Origin of the sequence: Caldimonas mangrovi (genome assembly GCF_023721835.1) — a bacterium.
Lineage (GTDB): Bacteria > Pseudomonadota > Gammaproteobacteria > Burkholderiales > Burkholderiaceae_C > Caldimonas > Caldimonas mangrovi.
Genome location: NZ_JAMKFE010000016.1, coordinates 115471 through 132244 on the forward strand (window position 1 = coordinate 115471; position 16774 = coordinate 132244).

Below are 16774 nucleotides of genomic sequence, written 5' to 3' on the forward strand. Positions count from 1 at the left end.
ACAAAGGCCGCCCCGCGTGTCTCGTGGACCGAACGGGGCAGCCGTAGGGCTTGTTGACGGACTTTAGAAGCGGAAGTGCGAGAAGGCCTTGTTGGCTTCGGCCATGCGGTGCACTTCGTCGCGCTTCTTCATCGCGCCGCCGCGGCCTTCGGCTGCTTCGAGCAGCTCGTTGGCCAGACGCTGGGCCATCGACTTCTCACCACGCTTGCGCGCAGACTCCTTCAGCCAGCGCATCGCGAGTGCCATGCGGCGGACAGGGCGAACTTCCACGGGAACTTGGTAGTTCGCACCGCCCACACGCCGGGATTTCACTTCGACCATCGGCTTGACGTTGTTCAGCGCGGTCAGAAAGATCTCGAGCGGGTCCTTGCCGGACTTCTTCTCGACCTGGTCCAGTGCACCGTAGATGATGCGTTCGGCCACGGCCTTCTTGCCGGACTCCATCACGACGTTCATGAACTTGGACAGATCGACGTTGCCGAACTTCGGGTCCGGCAGGATTTCGCGCTTCGGTACTTCGCGACGACGAGGCATGATTCACCTTCCTTTTGCTTCAGTTGGCGCAGGCTCTTTGCCCACACCCTGGGCGCCACCGACTTCTGGGGCCACCCACTTACTCGGCCAGCCCACAGGCTGCCGCTACACACGTCCGGCTTGCGCGCAAGATACGCGCCCACCGCGACAACTGGATGCTCTTTAGGCCTTCTTGGGCCGCTTCGCGCCGTACTTGGAGCGCGACTGCTTGCGGTCTTTCACGCCTTGCAGGTCGAGCGAGCCGCGCACGATGTGATAACGCACACCCGGCAGATCCTTCACCCGGCCGCCGCGCACGAGCACGACGCTGTGCTCTTGCAGGTTGTGACCTTCGCCGCCGATGTAGGAAATGATCTCGAAACCGTTGGTCAGGCGCACTTTGGCGACCTTACGCAGCGCGGAGTTCGGCTTCTTGGGGGTGGTGGTGTACACGCGGGTGCACACGCCGCGACGCTGAGGGCAATTTTCCATTGCCGGCGACTTGGACTTCGTGATCTCGACCTTGCGGCCGTGACGCACGAGCTGGTTGATGGTTGGCATGGGTAACTTGTTCCCGTTTGAAGTTACTTGAAAACTGACTTTTCCCGGAAGATGCCGAGCACTCCTGAAGCGAAGCATCAGCCCGAAGCCGCAGGGAGAAAAGCCGACATGAGCGGCTTCAGTTGCGGTAGGCTGCCCAGCAAAGAGCACAGCAGAATCTGCCGAAAAGCCCTCGATTATATTCGGGGCAACCCGCAGCCGCAAGCAAGGTCTTGCCAGCATCTCAGAACGACGGTTTTCGCCCTTGAACCCTTCCCCCGCGACTCCCTTGGTGGTGCTCGACACCAACGTGCTCCTCGACTGGCTCGTGTTTCGCGATCCGTACATCGTCTCGCTGGCCCAGGCGCTGCAGGACGGGCGACTGCACTGGGTCGCCACCGCGCCCATGCAGGAGGAAATGGAGCGTGTGCTTACTTACTCGTGGATTGCTGCCCGACAACCGGATGTGACGACGATCCGCTCCGTGTGGCGCACCCATGCGCGCTTCATCGAGCCGGTCGCGCCACGTGCGCCCCTGCGCTGCAAGGACCCCGACGACCAAAAATTCATCGACCTGGCAGTGGCCCAGGGTGCGGACTGGTTGCTGACCAAGGACCGCGAGCTGCTGAAGCTGGCCAAGCGCGCGGCCCAGCTGGGGGTCAGCGTCGCCCGGCCGCTCGAGTGGCGGCCGTCATCAGCCGCCGGACTGTAGCTGCTTCAGCAGCAGGCGCGCCGATGCAAGATTGGTAGCGCAAGGAATGTCATGCACGTCGCAGGCGCGCACCAGCGCGTTGATGTCGGGCTCGTGCGGTTGCGGTGTCATCGGGTCGCGCAGGAAGACCACAGCGTCGACACCACCGACCGCCAGACGGGCACCGATCTGCAGGTCCCCGCCCAGCGGGCCGCTCAACATCGATTCCACCACCAAACCGACCTCCCGCTGCAGGCGACCGCCGGTGGTGCCAGTGGCACAGATCTGGCAGCGGCCCAGGAAATCCAGGAATTCGCGCGCGAGCGCGACCATGTCGTCTTTCTTCTTGTCGTGCGAGATCAATGCGATGCGGCAGGCAGTCATGACAGGCTCCGTGCGGAGCTGAAGATGATAGGGCGCTTTGGTGACGGCCGCGGTCCGGATTCCGGGGGGCAGAACCGGCGCATACCCACACGTCCGAACGGGGCTTGACCTAGAGCGCGCTCTAGCCGGTTCAATCCGGCTGTTCCAGGAGACGCTCATGAACCCCTCGTCATTGCACATCGGCGGCCTTGCTTCCCGCACCGGGCGCAGCGTACACACGATCCGCTGGTACGAAGCCCAGGGACTGATCCCCGGCGTCGCACGCGACGTCGGTGGGCGGCGCCTCTACACCGAACAGCACGTCGGCTGGTTGCTGCTGATGGAACGCCTGCGGGCCACCGGCATGTCCATCGCCGAGATGCGGCGCTACACGGCGCTGGTCCGGCAAGGCAAGGCCACGCTGGCGCAGCGCAACGAACTGCTGCGTGCGCACCGCGAGCGCGTGGTCAATACGATCGCGCAATGGACGGAGTCGCTGACGCTGCTCGACGCGAAGATCGATTTCTACGATCGCTGGCAGGCCGAAGGCAGACGGCCCGCGGGCGACCCCATGCCGGTTCCATCTGCCAGGAGAAATGCGACATGAGCACCGACCACAAACAGACCCTGCAAGCCGTCTTCGCGGAACTCGCCAATGGCAACGGCCGCCCCTTCGTCGACGCCATGGCTGACGACTTCAGCTGGATCATCCCGGGCCGCTCGACCTGGTCCGGCGCCTGGCGCGGCAAGCAGGCCGTTCGCGAGCAGTTGCTGCGCCCGCTGTTCGCGCGCTTCGCCGACACCTATGTGAACCGCGCCCACCGGTTCATCGCGGAAGGCGATCACGTCGTCGTCGAGTGTCAGGGGAACGTGACGACCCGCAGCGGCAAGCGCTACGACAACACCTATTGCTATGTGTGCCGCTTCGGCGACGACGGCAAGTTGCACGAACTCACCGAGTACATGGACACCGAGCTCGCCGCATCGGCTCTCGGCGCGCCCTGACGCGCGGGCGCCGTGCCGGGCAAAGAAAAAGGCGGCCGAGGCCGCCTTTTTCATCGCCGGATGGCGGGGGCTCATTCGCTCGCCGGAGGCGTCGATTCGTCGCTGCTCTCGAGCTGCGCCATCTGCAGTGCGGCCATTTCCTCGGCTTCCTGCATGGCGATCGCGCGGCGCTCCTGCTCGTCCATCTCTTCCTTGGCCTTGCGGGCCAGATGGAAGGCGAGACCGGTACCGGCCGGGATCAGGCGACCGACGATGACGTTCTCCTTCAGACCGCGCAGCTCGTCGCGCTTGCCCATGATGGCCGCCTCGGTCAGCACGCGGGTGGTCTCCTGGAAAGAGGCCGCCGAGATGAAGCTGTCGGTCGACAGCGACGCCTTCGTGATGCCCAGCAGCACGTCGGCATGCGTGGCCTCGAGCTTGCCCGCCGCACGCATGCGGTCGTTGGTGCCCAGCAGTTCCGAGCGCTCGACCTGCTCGCCGGCGATGTAGTGCGTGTCGCCCGGGTTGGCGATCTGGACGCGACGCAGCATCTGGCGAACGATCACCTCGATGTGCTTGTCGTTGATCTTCACGCCTTGCAAACGGTACACGTCCTGCACTTCGTCGACGATGTAGCGTGCCAGCTCCTCGATGCCCAGCAGACGCAGGATGTCCTGCGGGTCGGCCGGGCCGTCGACGATCAGCTCGCCCTTGTTCACGACCTGGCCCTCGTGCACCAGGATGTTCTTTTCCTTCGGCACGAGTTCTTCCCAGACCTTGCCGTCCGGGTCGGTGATCTGCAGGCGCACCTTGCCCTTGGTCTCCTTGCCGAACGACACCGTGCCGGTGACTTCGGCGAGGATGCCCTTGTCCTTCGGCGAGCGGGCCTCGAAGAGCTCGGCCACACGCGGCAGACCGCCGGTGATGTCACGGGTCTTCTGGCCTTCGACCGGGATACGGGCGAGCACTTCACCGGGGGCGAGGTCCTGGCCGTCGCGGATCTGGATCAGCGAGCCGACCTGGAAGCCGATCGTCACCGAGTGGTCGGTGCCGGGGATCTTCACCTCGTTGCCGGCGGCGTCGAGCAGCTTGACCTGCGGACGCACGACCTTGGCCGCACCGCGACGCTTCGGGTCGATCACCACCAGGGTCGACAGACCGGTCACCTCGTCGACCTGCTTGGCGACGGTGACGCCTTCCTCGACGTTCTCGAACTTCGCACGACCTGCGAATTCCGTGATGATCGGGCGCGTCAGCGGGTCCCAGTTGGCCAGGATGGTGCCGGCCTTGATCTGCTGGTCGGCCTTGACGTTCAGCGTGGCGCCGTACGGCACCTTGTGACGTTCACGCTCGCGCCCGTGCTGGTCGGAGATGATGATCTCGCCGGAACGCGCGATGACCACCAACTCGCCCTTGCCGTTGGTCACGTACCGCATCGTGGCGTTGAAGCCGATGATGCCGTCGGACTTGGCCTCGACGCTCGACGCCACCGCTGCACGCGTGGCGGCGCCACCGATGTGGAAGGTACGCATCGTCAGCTGCGTGCCCGGTTCACCGATCGACTGCGCCGCGATCACGCCCACGGCCTCACCGGTGTTGACCAGCCCGCCGCGGCCCAGATCGCGGCCGTAGCACTTGGCGCACAGGCCGAAGCGCGTGGCGCAGGTCAGCGGCGTGCGGACCTTCACCTCGTCGATGCCGGCCTGCTCGATCTGGTCGAGCGCATCTTCGTCGAGCATGTCGCCCGCGTTGATCACCGCTTCCTGCGTCTCGGGGTGGGTCGCCTCGATGGCGGCCACGCGGCCCAGGATGCGGTCGCGCAGCGACTCGATCACTTCACCGCCCTCGACCAGGGCGCGCATCGCGATGCCATTGCTGGTGCCGCAATCTTCCTCGGTGACCACCAGGTCCTGCGTCACGTCGACCAGGCGACGCGTCAGGTAGCCGGAGTTCGCCGTCTTCAACGCCGTGTCGGCCAGGCCCTTGCGGGCGCCGTGCGTCGAGTTGAAGTACTGCAGCACGTTCAGGCCTTCGCGGAAGTTCGCGGTGATCGGCGTCTCGATGATGGAGCCGTCCGGCTTCGCCATCAGGCCGCGCATGCCTGCCAGCTGACGGATCTGCGCCGCGGAGCCGCGAGCGCCGGAGTCGGCCATCATGTAGATGGAGTTGAACGACTCCTGGTCCACTTGCTTGCCGTGGCGGTCGGTGACCTTTTCCTTCGCGAGCTGGGCCATCATGACCTTGCCCACTTCGTCACCGGTCTTGCCCCAGATGTCGACGACCTTGTTGTAGCGCTCGCCGGCGGTGACCAGACCCGAGACGTACTGCTGCTGGATCTCCTTCACTTCCTGCTCGGCGCGCTCGATCAGGCCGTGCTTTTCCTTCGGCACCAGCATGTCGTCGATGGCGATCGAGATGCCGGCACGCGTGGCCAGACGGAAGCCCGACTGCAGCAGCTTGTCGGCGAACACCACCGTCTCCTTCAGACCGCAGCGGCGGAAGGAAGCGTTGATCAGGCGCGAGATCTCCTTCTTCTTCAGCGCCTTGTTGATGTTCGAGAACGGCAGGCCCTTGGGCAGGATCTCGGACAGCAGCGCGCGGCCGACGGTGGTTTCGACCAGGCGGGTCTCCGGCACGAACTGGCCCGTGACCTTGTCCTTGCTGTACTCGACCAGACGCACGGCGATCTTGGCGGTGATCTCCACCACGCCGTTGTCGAGCGCGCGCAGCACCTCGGCCAGGTCGGAGAACACCATGCCCTCGCCTTTGCCATTGGTGCGCTCGCGGGTGGCGTAGTACAGGCCCAGCACCACGTCCTGCGACGGCACGATGGACGGCTCGCCCGAGGCCGGGAACAGCACGTTGTTGGAGGCCAGCATCAGCGCGCGGGCTTCCATCTGCGCTTCGATCGACAACGGCACGTGAACGGCCATCTGGTCGCCGTCGAAGTCGGCGTTGAACGCCGCGCACACCAGCGGGTGCAGCTGGATGGCCTTGCCTTCGATCAGCACCGGCTCGAACGCCTGGATGCCCAGGCGGTGCAGCGTCGGGGCGCGGTTCAACAGGACGGGGTGCTCCTTGATCACCTCTTCCAGGATGTCCCACACCACCGGGGTGCCGGCTTCGACTTCCTTCTTGGCAGCCTTGATGGTGGTCGCGATGCCCATCGCTTCCAGGCGCGAGAAGATGAACGGCTTGAACAGCTCGAGCGCCATCAGCTTGGGCAGGCCGCACTGGTGCAGCTTGAGCGTCGGGCCCACGGTGATGACCGAACGGCCGGAGTAGTCGACGCGCTTGCCCAGCAGGTTCTGGCGGAAGCGGCCGCTCTTGCCCTTGATCATGTCGGCCAGCGACTTCAGCGCACGCTTGTTGGCGCCGGTCATCGCCTTGCCGCGACGGCCGTTGTCCAGCAGCGAGTCCACCGCCTCCTGCAGCATGCGCTTCTCGTTGCGCACGATGATCTCGGGCGCCTTCAGTTCGAGCAGGCGCGCCAGGCGGTTGTTGCGGTTGATGACACGGCGGTACAGGTCGTTCAGGTCGGAGGTCGCGAAGCGACCGCCGTCCAGCGGAACCAGGGGGCGCAGGTCCGGCGGCAGCACCGGCAGCACTTCCATGATCATCCAGTTCGGCTTGATGCCGGACTTCTTGAACGCCTCCATGACCTTCAGGCGCTTCGAGTTCTTCTTGATCTTGAGCTCGGAGCCGGTCATGTCGTTGCGGAGCTTGTCGATCTCCACATCGAGGTCCATCTCGGCGAGCAGCTTCTGGATGCCTTCGGCACCCATCAGCGCGACGAACTCGTCACCGAACTCCTGGCGCTTCGCGTCGTAGTCGTCCTCGCTCATGATCGAGAACTTCTTCAGCGGCGTCATGCCGGGGTCGACCACGACATACGCTTCGAAGTACAGCACGCGCTCGATGTCGCGCAGCGTCATGTCGAGCACCAGGCCCAGACGCGACGGCAGCGACTTCAGGAACCAGATGTGCGCGCAGGGCGCCGCCAGGTCGATGTGACCCATGCGCTCGCGGCGCACCTTGGTCTGCGTGACCTCGACGCCGCACTTCTCGCAGATCACGCCGCGGTGCTTCAGGCGCTTGTACTTGCCGCACAGGCATTCGTAGTCCTTGATCGGACCGAAGATCTTGGCGCAGAAGAGACCGTCACGCTCCGGCTTGAAGGTGCGGTAGTTGATGGTCTCGGGCTTCTTCACCTCGCCGAACGACCACGAGCGGATCTTCTCGGGCGACGCGAGCCCGATCTTGATCGCATCGAAGTGTTCATCCGGCGTGAACTGCTTGAAAAGGTCCAGCAAGCCTTTCATGCATCTGCTCCTTAGTTGCGCTCGAGCTCGATATCGATACCGAGAGAGCGAATTTCCTTGACCAGCACGTTGAACGATTCCGGCATGCCGGCGTCGATCGCGTGTTCACCCTTGACGATGTTCTCGTACACCTTGGTACGGCCGTTCACGTCGTCGGATTTCACGGTCAGCATTTCCTGCAGCACGTAGGAAGCGCCGTACGCTTCCAGCGCCCACACTTCCATCTCGCCGAAGCGTTGGCCACCGAATTGCGCCTTGCCCCCCAGCGGCTGCTGAGTGACGAGCGAGTACGGGCCGGTCGAGCGGGCGTGCATCTTGTCGTCCACCAGGTGGTGCAGCTTCAGCACGTGCATGTAGCCGACGGTGACCGGGCGCTCGAACGCATCGCCGGTTCGGCCGTCGTGCAACGTCGCCTGCGTACGGGTCGCGGTCAGGCCCTTGGCCTTCGCGATCTCGTCCGGGTAGGCGAGCTTCAGCATGCCGCGGATCTCTTCCTCAGCCGCTCCGTCGAACACCGGCGTCGCGAACGGCACACCCTTGGCGAGGTTCTCGGCCATCTCGACGATCTCGTCGTCGCTCAGGTCGTCGAGCTTTTCGGTGGTCCCGCCGGACTTGTTGTACAGCTCGTCGAAGAACTTGCGCAGTTCCTGCACACGGGTGTGCTGCTGCAGCATGTCGCCGATGCGCTGGCCGATGCCCTTCGCCGCCCAGCCGAGGTGAACTTCCAGCACCTGACCGACGTTCATCCGCGAGGGCACGCCCAGCGGGTTGAGCACGATGTCGGCAGGCGTGCCGTCGGCCATGTAGGGCATGTCTTCGACCGGAACGATCTTCGACACCACACCCTTGTTGCCGTGGCGGCCGGCCATCTTGTCGCCAGGCTGCAGGCGGCGCTTGACGGCCAGGTACACCTTGACCATCTTCAGCACGCCGGCGGGCAACTCGTCGCCCTGCGTCAGCTTCTTGCGCTTCTCTTCGAAGGCGAGGTCGAAGCTGTGGCGCGTCTGCTCGAGCGAGTTCTTGATCGACTCGAGCTGATTGGCTAGGTCTTCGTCGGCCGGGCGGATGTCGAACCAGTGGTACTTCTCGACGTCGGCCAGGTAGGCCTTGTCGATCGTCGCACCCTTGGCCAGCTTCTTGGGGCCGCCGTTGGCGATCTTGCCGGTCAGCAGCTTCTCGATACGGTCGAACGCATCGCTTTCGACGATACGAAGCTGGTCGTTCAGGTCGAGGCGGAAGCGCTTGAGCTCGTCGTCGATGATCTGCTGGGCACGCTTGTCGCGCTGGATGCCTTCGCGCGTGAAGACCTGCACGTCGATCACGGTGCCGTTGGTGCCCTGGTCCACCCGCAGCGACGTGTCCTTCACGTCGGAAGCCTTCTCGCCGAAGATCGCGCGCAAGAGCTTCTCTTCCGGCGTCAACGTGGTCTCGCCCTTGGGCGTGACCTTGCCGACCAGCACGTCGCCGGCCTGTACTTCGGCACCGATGTAGACGATACCGGACTCGTCCAGGCGAGACAGCTGATGCTCGGACAGGTTGGGGATGTCGCGCGTGATTTCCTCAGGGCCCAGCTTGGTGTCGCGGGCCATCACCACCAGTTCCTCGATGTGGATCGAGGTGTAGCGGTCGTCGGCGACGACGCGCTCGCTGATGAGGATGGAGTCCTCGAAGTTGTAGCCGTTCCAGGGCATGAACGCGACCAGCATGTTCTGGCCGAGCGCGAGCTCGCCCAGGTCGGTCGACGCGCCGTCGGCGATCACGTCACCCGAAGCCACCGTGTCGCCACGGCGGACGATCGGACGCTGGTGGATGTTCGTGTTCTGGTTCGAACGCTGGTACTTGATCAGGTTGTAGATGTCGACGCCGACTTCACCGGCCACCGTTTCGTCATCGTTCACACGGATCACGATACGGTTGGTGTCGACGTAATCGACCACGCCGCCGCGCTTGGCAGCCACCACCGTGCCCGAGTCGACCGCTGCGACGCGCTCGACACCGGTGCCGACGAAGGCTTTCTCGGGACGCAGCGTCGGCACGGCCTGGCGCTGCATGTTGGCGCCCATCAGTGCGCGGTTCGCGTCGTCGTGCTCCAGAAAAGGCACCAGCGAAGCGGCCACCGAGACGATCTGCGTCGGTGCCACGTCCATGTACTGGATGGTGTCCGGAGACGTCAGCACCGACTCGCCCTTTTCACGGGCAGACACCAGTTCGTCGGTCAGGCGGCCTTCCTCGTCGAGCGTGGCGTTGGCCTGCGCGATGACGTACTTGCCTTCCTCGATCGCCGACAGGTAGTCGATCTGGTTCGTCACCTTGCCGTCGGCGACCCGGCGGTACGGTGTCTCGAGGAAACCGTACTCGTTGAGCTGCGCGTACAGGGCCAGCGAGTTGATCAGGCCGATGTTCGGGCCTTCCGGCGTCTCGATCGGGCAGACGCGACCGTAGTGGGTCGGGTGCACGTCGCGCACCTCGAAGCCGGCGCGTTCGCGGGTCAGACCGCCCGGGCCGAGGGCCGAGACGCGACGCTTGTGCGTGATCTCGGACAGCGGATTGGTCTGGTCCATGAACTGCGACAGCTGCGACGCACCGAAGAACTCCTTGAGCGCCGCTGAAATGGGCTTGGAGTTGATCAGGTCGTGCGGCATCAGCGCTTCGGTCTCGGCCTGGCCGAGGCGTTCCTTGACCGCCTTCTCGATACGGGCCAGGCCCGAACGGTACTGGTTCTCGGCCAGTTCGCCGACACAGCGCACACGGCGGTTGCCGAGGTGGTCGATGTCGTCGACTTCGCCACGGCCATTGCGCAGGTCGACCAGGATCTTGACGACGTCGAGGATGTCCTCGTTCGACAGCGTCATCGGGCCTTCCGAGACGTCGCGGCCGACACGCGCGTTGAACTTCATGCGGCCGACGCGCGACAGGTCGTACGTGTCGGCACTGTAGAACAGGCGGTTGAACAGCGCTTCGACGGCGTCTTCCGTCGGCGGCTCGCCGGGGCGCATCATGCGGTAGATCGCTACCCGCGCGGCCAGCTGGTCAGCGGTTTCGTCGCTGGCCAACGTCTGCGAGATGTACGCGCCCTGATCCAGTTCGTTGGTGTACAGGCACTGGATGTCCTTGATGCCGGCAGCGCGCAGCTTCTTCAGCAGCGAGTCGGTCAGCTCGTCGTTGGCCTTCGCGATGATCTCGCCGGTGTCCGGGTCGACCATGTTCTTGGCCAGCACACGGCCGACGAGAAAGTCTTCGGGCACCGAGATGAACTGCGTGCCCGACTGCTCCAGCGTGCGCGTGTGGCGCGCGGTGATGCGCTTGTCCTTCTCGATGACGACATTGCCCGACTTGTCGGTGATGTCGAAGCGAGCCACTTCACCGCGCAGGCGGTCGGCGACGAACTCCATCTGCGCGCCCGAGTCCATCAGGCGGAAGTTGTCGAACACGAAGAAGTGCGCCAGGATCGATTCCGGGTTCAGGCCGATGGCCTTCAGCAGGATCGTGACCGGCATCTTGCGGCGACGGTCGACGCGGAAGAACAGCACGTCCTTCGGGTCGAATTCGAAGTCCAGCCAGGAGCCGCGGTAGGGGATGATGCGGGCGCTGAACAGCAACTTGCCCGAGCTGTGCGTCTTGCCCTTGTCGTGCTCGAAGAACACGCCGGGCGAGCGGTGCAGCTGAGACACGATCACGCGCTCGGTGCCGTTGACGATGAACGAGCCGTAGTCGGTCATCAGGGGCACCTCGCCCATGTAGACCTCCTGCTCCTTGATCTCCTTGACCGTCTTGGCCTGCGGGCTCTCACGGTCGTAGATGATCATCTGCAGCTTTGCACGCACGGCTGCCGCGTAGGTCAACCCACGCTGCTGGCATTCGCGCGTGTCGAACGGAGGCCTGGCGATGTTGAATTCGATGAACTTCATCTCCACGAACCCGTTGTGCGACACGATCGGGAACGCGGAAAGGAAGGCTGCTTGCAAACCCTCGGGCTTGCGCTTTTGCGGGGGGACGTCCTTCTGAAGGAAGGCGACGTAGGATTCCCGCTGCATCGTCAGCAGGTAGGGGACGTTGAGGACGCTCTTGCGCTTGCCGAAGCTCTTGCGAATGCGCTTGCGCTCGGTGTAGGTATACGCCATAAACACTCCGTACGTTGAAGCCGCCTGCTTGGCCGCAGCAGGGGCTCAATCGGGCGACTGGCGATCAGATCTAGAGGACGCCCCGGGGCGACCGGGACGGATCTGAAGCTTGGTGGCTGGCCACTACCAGCCGCTGGCGGACGACCTCGGCGTTGCACCGCGGTCCGACCAAACCGGTTCTCTGCAGTCGGATCAGAGAACACTCGGAAAGGGTCTCAAAGCTTGCCTTGAAATGCCTTTTCGGGTGCGCTCTGGAAGCAATTCCATGAAGCGCAAAAGGCTGGAGGCCCTTTTAAAGCCCCCAGCCCCATGCGGGAAACTCGCTTACTTGAGTTCCACCTTGGCGCCAGCGTCTTCCAGCTTCTTCTTGGCAGCTTCGGCGTCGGCCTTGGCAATGCCTTCCTTGACGGGCTTCGGAGCGCCGTCGACCAGGTCCTTGGCTTCCTTGAGGCCCAGGCCGGTGATTTCGCGCACGGCCTTGATGACACCGACCTTGTTCGCGCCGGCTTCCAGCAGCACGACGTTGAACTCGGTCTTCTCTTCGGCGGCCGGGGCGGCAGCGCCACCGCCAGCACCGGCGGGAGCGGCCATTGCGGCGGCGGACACGCCGAACTTCTCTTCAATGGCCTTGACCAGGTCATTGAGTTCCATCACGGACATGCTGTCCAGCGCGGTCAGGAATGCGTCTTTATCGAATGCCATTTTTGGTTTCCTAAACTTCGAAATATCGGTTGAAAGGTTCAAGCAGCGGCAGCTTCGGCAGCGGGGGCGCCTTCACCACGCTTTTCGGCCAGGGCGGCCAGCACGCGAGCCATGCGAGACACGGGCGACTGCATCAGACCCAGCAACTGGGACAGCAGCACTTCCTTGCTCGGGATCGCGGCCAGGGCCTTCACGCCATTGGCGTCCAGGGCCTTGCCGTCGAAGGCGCCGGCCTTGATGACCAGCTTGTCGTTGCCTTTGGCGAAGTCGGCGAGGACTTTCGCGGCAGCAACGGCGTCTTCCGAAAAGCCGTAGATCAGCGGGCCGGCCATGGTCTCGGCCGCGCACTCGAACGGGGTGCCAGCGACGGCGCGGCGAGCGAGCGTGTTCTTCAGGACGTGCAGATACACGCCTTTCTCACGCGCCTGCCGGCGCAGTTGGTCCAGTTGAGCGACGGTGAGGCCACGGTACTCCGCCAACGCGAGCGTCTGCGAGCGGGCCGCCTGGGCCGCCACTTCCGTCACGACAGCTTGTTTCTCGTTGCGATTCAGACTCAAGGTCTACTCCTCACATTCACACCGGGGTCGCCCCCGGCGCACCAGTTACAGCGACCTCTGTTCAGGAAACCGGGCTCGTCTTGCGACTCGCCCCACATCCATTCCAGCGGGTGCGCCATCTGCGTTGGCTTCAGGCTCGGCCCGATGAGGCCTTGCCGTCGATTAAGCGACCCGCGAGGGTCACGCCAACGGTCTTTGATAGCCCGGGGCGACATGGCGTCACCCCGGCCCACCAATTCATGGCGCCGCAAAATGCTGCGGCGCCTCCATACATCAGGCAGCCGGTGCAGCGTTGATCGTCGCTGCATCGACGCGCACGCCAACGCCCATCGTCGAAGACACCGCGACCTTGCGCAGGTACACACCCTTGCTCGTCGCCGGCTTGGCCTTGTTCAACGCGTCCAGCAGTGCCGCCAGGTTGCCCCGCAGCTTGTCGGCTTCGAAAGAGCGACGGCCGATGGTGGCGTGGATGATGCCGGCCTTGTCGACACGGAACTGCACCTGACCGGCCTTGGCGTTCTTCACCGCCGTCGCCACGTCGGGCGTCACGGTGCCAACCTTCGGGTTCGGCATCAGGCCGCGCGGGCCGAGGATCTGGCCCAACGTACCGACCACACGCATGGTGTCCGGCGAGGCGATCACGACGTCGAAGTTGAGGTTGCCGGCCTTCACTTGCTCGGCCAGGTCTTCCATGCCGACGATGTCGGCACCGGCGGCCTTGGCCTCCTCGGCCTTGGCACCCTGGGCGAACACGGCCACGCGCTTGGTCTTGCCGGTGCCGTTGGGCATCACGACGGCGCCACGCACGACCTGGTCGGACTTCTTCGCATCGATGCCCAGTTGCACCGCCACGTCGATCGACTCATCGAACTTCGCGGTCGCGCATTCCTTGACAAGATTCAGCGCCTCTTCGATCGCATACAGCTTGGTGCTGTCGACCTTGCCGGCGACGGCTTTCTGGCGTTTGGTCAGCTTGGCCATGATCAGACACCCTCCACGATCACGCCCATCGAACGGGCAGAACCGGCAATCGTCTTGACGGCAGCGTCCAGGTCGGCAGCCGTCAAGTCCTTCATTTTGGTCTTGGCGATCTCTTCGAGCTGGGCGCGCGTGATCTTGCCGACCTTGTCGAGGTGAGCACGGCTGGAACCCTTCTCCAGCTTGATCGCCTTCTTGATCAGGACGGTCGCGGGCGGCGTCTTGATGACGAAGGTGAACGATTTGTCCGCAAACGCGGTGATCACCACCGGCAGCATCAGACCGGGCTCGACGCCCTGGGTCTGGGCGTTGAACGCCTTGCAGAATTCCATGATGTTCAGGCCGCGCTGACCCAGCGCAGGACCCACCGGGGGCGAAGGATTGGCCTTGCCTGCCGGAATTTGCAGCTTGATGAAGCCGACTATCTTCTTGGCCATGATTTCTCCTGAAACAAGCCTCGCGGCCACGCGAGACCTGTTGAGTACAAACGCCAGGGACTGGCTACCCTGGCTCCTCGTGCCGGTGTCTCGTCACCGGCTGAGCAACGGGCTGGTTCGCAGTGCTCGCGCATCGCAGGCCCCAGCCAGGGCCCCAAATCCAGAGCGTCAGATCTTCTCGACTTGGTGGAAGTCCAACTCGACCGGCGTCGCACGACCGAAGATCGTGACCGACACACGCAGCTTGGACTTGTCGTAGTTGACCTCTTCGATCGCACCGTTGAAGTCGGTGAAGGGGCCTTCCTTGACGCGCACCACTTCGCCCACTTCCCACTCGACCTTGGGCCGCGGCTTCTCGATGCCCTCTTGCATCTGGTTGACGATCTTCATGACCTCGTCTTCCGAGATGGGCACCGGACGGTTCTTCGCACCGCCGACGAAGCCCGTCACCTTCGAGGTGTGCTTCACCAGGTGCCAGGAGTCGTCGTCCATCACCATTTCCACCAGCACATAGCCGGGGAAGAAACGACGCTCGGTGACGGCCTTCTTGCCGTTCTTGACCTCGACCACCTCTTCGGTGGGTACGAGGATGCGGCCGAACTTGTGCTGCATGCCGGCGCGGTCGATGCGCTCACGCAGGTTGCGCTCGACGGCCTTTTCCATGCCCGAATAGGCATGGACGACGTACCAGCGCTTGGCGGGGCCGGCAGCGGCTTGGTTTTCGGTTTCGCTCATCGTTCGTCCTCGTTCAGCGCCAGCCCAGGATCAGGTCGTACAGCACCCACTCCAGCGTCTTGTCGGTCAGCCACAGGAACAACGCCATCACGACGACGAAGGCGAACACGTAGCCCGTCATCTGCATGGCTTCCTTGCGGGTCGGCCAGACGACCTTCTTCACTTCGCGAGCGGACTCGCGCGAGAAGCCGATCAGCTGCTTGCCGGGCTCCGAGGTGAAGAAGATCGCGACTGCCGCGATCAGCGCCACAGCCAGCGCCGCCACGCGAACCCACAAATCCTGCTGGTTCAGCAGGTAGAAGGCCGCCACGGCACCGATCACCAGAGCGCCAGCCAGCGCCAGCTTGGCTTTGTCAGCGCCGGTGGAGACGGTTTCGACTTGAGGTTGGGTCATTTGCATCACTTCGAACGTGGTGGCCCGAGGCCACCACTATCAGCAGCAAAGCCCGCCGGGCTTGTCAGGCCCTTTCGGACCCCGCCTGCGGGCTGCTGGACTGGCCAATCCAGGTTCAGAGAGCTGCGCGGATCGCCTTGCAGCTCACCTGGATCTGGCAGGGGCAGAGGGAATCGAACCCCCAACCTTCGGTTTTGGAGACCGACGCTCTGCCAATTGAGCTATACCCCTATCGACCTTCCAATTACTCGATGACCTTGGCGACGACGCCTGCGCCGACGGTGCGGCCGCCTTCACGGATGGCGAAGCGCAGGCCTTCTTCCATGGCGATCGGTGCGATCAGCTTGACGGTGATCGACACGTTGTCGCCCGGCATCACCATTTCCTTGTCCTTCGGCAGCTCCACCGCGCCGGTCACGTCCGTCGTACGGAAGTAGAACTGCGGGCGGTAGTTGTTGAAGAACGGCGTATGACGGCCGCCCTCTTCCTTGCTCAGCACGTACACCTCGGCCGTGAAGTGCGTGTGCGGCTTGATCGAGCCCGGCTTGCACAGCACCTGGCCGCGCTCCACGTCTTCGCGCTTGGTGCCGCGCAGCAAAATACCGACGTTGTCGCCCGCCTGGCCCTGGTCCAGCAGCTTGCGGAACATCTCCACGCCCGTGCAGGTCGTCTTCTGCGTGGCCTTGATGCCCACGATCTCGATTTCGTCACCCACCTTGACGATGCCGCGCTCGATACGGCCCGTCACCACCGTGCCCCGACCGGAGATCGAGAACACGTCTTCGACCGGCATCAGGAACGTGCCGTCCACCGCACGCTCGGGCGTCGGGATGTACGTGTCCAGCGCTTCGGCCAGCTTCATGATCGCCTGCTCGCCCAGCTCGCCCTTGTCGCCTTCCAGCGCCAGCTTGGCCGAACCCTTGATGATCGGGGTGTCGTCGCCGGGGAACTCGTACTTGCTCAGCAGCTCGCGCACTTCCATCTCGACCAGCTCGAGCAGCTCGGCGTCGTCCACCATGTCGCACTTGTTCAGGAACACGATGATGTACGGCACACCCACCTGACGCGCCAGCAGAATGTGCTCGCGCGTCTGCGGCATCGGGCCATCCGCGGCCGAGCACACCAGAATGGCACCGTCCATCTGCGCCGCACCGGTGATCATGTTCTTCACATAGTCCGCGTGCCCCGGGCAGTCCACGTGCGCGTAGTGACGGTTCGTCGTCTCGTACTCCACGTGCGCCGTGTTGATCGTGATGCCCCGCGCCTTCTCTTCCGGCGCCGCGTCGATCTGGTCGTACGCCTTCGCCTCGCCGCCGAACTTGCTCGACAGCACCGTCGTGATCGCCGCCGTCAGCGTCGTCTTGCCATGGTCCACGTGACCAATCGTCCCCACGTTCACGTGCGGCTTGGTACGCTCAAACTTGCCTTTTGCCATTT

General features: G+C 64.0%; 15 protein-coding genes and 1 tRNA gene. 3 read left to right on the top strand and 13 right to left on the bottom strand.

The window, feature by feature from the left end; genetic code table 11:
- Window positions 1–63: 63 nt before the first annotated feature.
- Window positions 64–534 carry a 30S ribosomal protein S7 gene (gene rpsG / locus M8A51_RS21725; protein WP_251780634.1) on the bottom strand — a complete coding sequence of 157 codons (471 nt, stop codon included), beginning with the start codon at window positions 532–534 and terminating at the stop codon, window positions 64–66.
- A 162-nt stretch (window positions 535–696) separates the two neighbouring features.
- Entirely contained in the window at window positions 697–1074 is a 378-nt protein-coding gene (rpsL, locus tag M8A51_RS21730; protein ID WP_251780648.1) for a 30S ribosomal protein S12, read from the bottom strand.
- A 271-nt stretch (window positions 1075–1345) separates the two neighbouring features.
- Here rpsL and M8A51_RS21735 point away from each other — a divergent pair, with 271 nt between their 5' ends.
- Complete coding sequence (locus tag M8A51_RS21735) at window positions 1346–1765, top strand: putative toxin-antitoxin system toxin component, PIN family (protein ID WP_368408583.1); 420 nt, start codon at window positions 1346–1348, stop codon at window positions 1763–1765.
- Here M8A51_RS21735 and M8A51_RS21740 read toward each other — a convergent pair.
- Window positions 1748–2128, bottom strand: a complete 381-nt coding sequence (locus M8A51_RS21740; RefSeq protein WP_251780636.1) for a methylglyoxal synthase — start codon at window positions 2126–2128, stop codon at window positions 1748–1750. The genes M8A51_RS21735 and M8A51_RS21740 overlap by 18 nt on opposite strands.
- Before the next feature lie 157 nt (window positions 2129–2285).
- On the opposite strand from M8A51_RS21740, the gene M8A51_RS21745 reads away from it, so the two are divergent.
- Both M8A51_RS21745 and M8A51_RS21750 read left to right on the top strand, forming a co-directional pair.
- On the top strand, window positions 2286–2714 hold the full coding sequence (locus M8A51_RS21745; protein WP_251780637.1) for a MerR family transcriptional regulator: 429 nt from the start codon (window positions 2286–2288) through the stop codon (window positions 2712–2714).
- Window positions 2711–3112: a nuclear transport factor 2 family protein gene (locus M8A51_RS21750; RefSeq protein ID WP_251780638.1), complete on the top strand. Its 402-nt coding sequence runs from the start codon at window positions 2711–2713 to the stop codon at window positions 3110–3112. Before M8A51_RS21745 ends, M8A51_RS21750 begins: the two co-directional genes overlap by 4 nt.
- A 71-nt stretch (window positions 3113–3183) precedes the next feature.
- On the opposite strand, the gene rpoC is transcribed toward M8A51_RS21750, so the two are convergent.
- From rpoC to tuf, 10 genes are all read right to left on the bottom strand, one after another.
- Window positions 3184–7413 carry a DNA-directed RNA polymerase subunit beta' gene (gene rpoC / locus M8A51_RS21755; protein WP_251780639.1) on the bottom strand — a complete coding sequence of 1410 codons (4230 nt, stop codon included), beginning with the start codon at window positions 7411–7413 and terminating at the stop codon, window positions 3184–3186.
- A gap of 11 nt (window positions 7414–7424) precedes the next feature.
- Window positions 7425–11534 (bottom strand): DNA-directed RNA polymerase subunit beta, encoded by a 4110-nt coding sequence (gene rpoB / locus M8A51_RS21760; protein ID WP_251780640.1) that lies wholly within the window; start codon window positions 11532–11534, stop codon window positions 7425–7427.
- Window positions 11535–11858: 324 nt separating this feature from the next.
- Window positions 11859–12236 carry a 50S ribosomal protein L7/L12 gene (gene rplL, locus M8A51_RS21765; protein WP_251780641.1) on the bottom strand — a complete coding sequence of 126 codons (378 nt, stop codon included), beginning with the start codon at window positions 12234–12236 and terminating at the stop codon, window positions 11859–11861.
- Between the two features lie 38 nt (window positions 12237–12274).
- Window positions 12275–12793: a 50S ribosomal protein L10 gene (gene rplJ / locus M8A51_RS21770; protein ID WP_251780642.1), complete on the bottom strand. Its 519-nt coding sequence runs from the start codon at window positions 12791–12793 to the stop codon at window positions 12275–12277.
- A 273-nt stretch (window positions 12794–13066) separates the two neighbouring features.
- Window positions 13067–13774: a 50S ribosomal protein L1 gene (gene rplA, locus M8A51_RS21775; protein WP_251780643.1), complete on the bottom strand. Its 708-nt coding sequence runs from the start codon at window positions 13772–13774 to the stop codon at window positions 13067–13069.
- 2 nt (window positions 13775–13776) lie between these two features.
- Window positions 13777–14208 (bottom strand): 50S ribosomal protein L11, encoded by a 432-nt coding sequence (gene rplK, locus M8A51_RS21780; protein ID WP_251780649.1) that lies wholly within the window; start codon window positions 14206–14208, stop codon window positions 13777–13779.
- Between the two features lie 168 nt (window positions 14209–14376).
- Window positions 14377–14943 (bottom strand): transcription termination/antitermination protein NusG, encoded by a 567-nt coding sequence (gene nusG / locus M8A51_RS21785; RefSeq protein ID WP_251780644.1) that lies wholly within the window; start codon window positions 14941–14943, stop codon window positions 14377–14379.
- 13 nt (window positions 14944–14956) lie between these two features.
- Window positions 14957–15337 carry a preprotein translocase subunit SecE gene (gene secE, locus M8A51_RS21790; protein ID WP_251780645.1) on the bottom strand — a complete coding sequence of 127 codons (381 nt, stop codon included), beginning with the start codon at window positions 15335–15337 and terminating at the stop codon, window positions 14957–14959.
- 155 nt (window positions 15338–15492) lie between these two features.
- A tRNA-Trp gene (locus M8A51_RS21795) sits at window positions 15493–15568 on the bottom strand.
- 13 nt (window positions 15569–15581) lie between these two features.
- On the bottom strand, window positions 15582–16772 hold the full coding sequence (tuf, locus tag M8A51_RS21800) for an elongation factor Tu (protein ID WP_251780632.1): 1191 nt from the start codon (window positions 16770–16772) through the stop codon (window positions 15582–15584).
- Window positions 16773–16774 lie beyond the last annotated feature (2 nt).

What these genes read in the sequence shown, in the direction of transcription:
- rpsG (WP_251780634.1), bottom strand. Translation starts at nt 534, where the DNA reads ATGCCTCGTCGTCGCGAAGTACCGAAGCGCGAAATCCTGCCGGACCCG.
- rpsL (WP_251780648.1), bottom strand. Translation starts at nt 1,074, where the DNA reads ATGCCAACCATCAACCAGCTCGTGCGTCACGGCCGCAAGGTCGAGATC.
- M8A51_RS21740 (WP_251780636.1), bottom strand. Translation starts at nt 2,128, where the DNA reads ATGACTGCCTGCCGCATCGCATTGATCTCGCACGACAAGAAGAAAGAC.
- M8A51_RS21745 (WP_251780637.1), top strand. Translation starts at nt 2,286, where the DNA reads ATGAACCCCTCGTCATTGCACATCGGCGGCCTTGCTTCCCGCACCGGG.
- M8A51_RS21750 (WP_251780638.1), top strand. Translation starts at nt 2,711, where the DNA reads ATGAGCACCGACCACAAACAGACCCTGCAAGCCGTCTTCGCGGAACTC.
- rpoC (WP_251780639.1), bottom strand. Translation starts at nt 7,413, where the DNA reads ATGAAAGGCTTGCTGGACCTTTTCAAGCAGTTCACGCCGGATGAACAC.
- rpoB (WP_251780640.1), bottom strand. Translation starts at nt 11,534, where the DNA reads ATGGCGTATACCTACACCGAGCGCAAGCGCATTCGCAAGAGCTTCGGC.
- rplL (WP_251780641.1), bottom strand. Translation starts at nt 12,236, where the DNA reads ATGGCATTCGATAAAGACGCATTCCTGACCGCGCTGGACAGCATGTCC.
- rplA (WP_251780643.1), bottom strand. Translation starts at nt 13,774, where the DNA reads ATGGCCAAGCTGACCAAACGCCAGAAAGCCGTCGCCGGCAAGGTCGAC.
- rplK (WP_251780649.1), bottom strand. Translation starts at nt 14,208, where the DNA reads ATGGCCAAGAAGATAGTCGGCTTCATCAAGCTGCAAATTCCGGCAGGC.
- nusG (WP_251780644.1), bottom strand. Translation starts at nt 14,943, where the DNA reads ATGAGCGAAACCGAAAACCAAGCCGCTGCCGGCCCCGCCAAGCGCTGG.
- secE (WP_251780645.1), bottom strand. Translation starts at nt 15,337, where the DNA reads ATGACCCAACCTCAAGTCGAAACCGTCTCCACCGGCGCTGACAAAGCC.
- tuf (WP_251780632.1), bottom strand. Translation starts at nt 16,772, where the DNA reads ATGGCAAAAGGCAAGTTTGAGCGTACCAAGCCGCACGTGAACGTGGGG.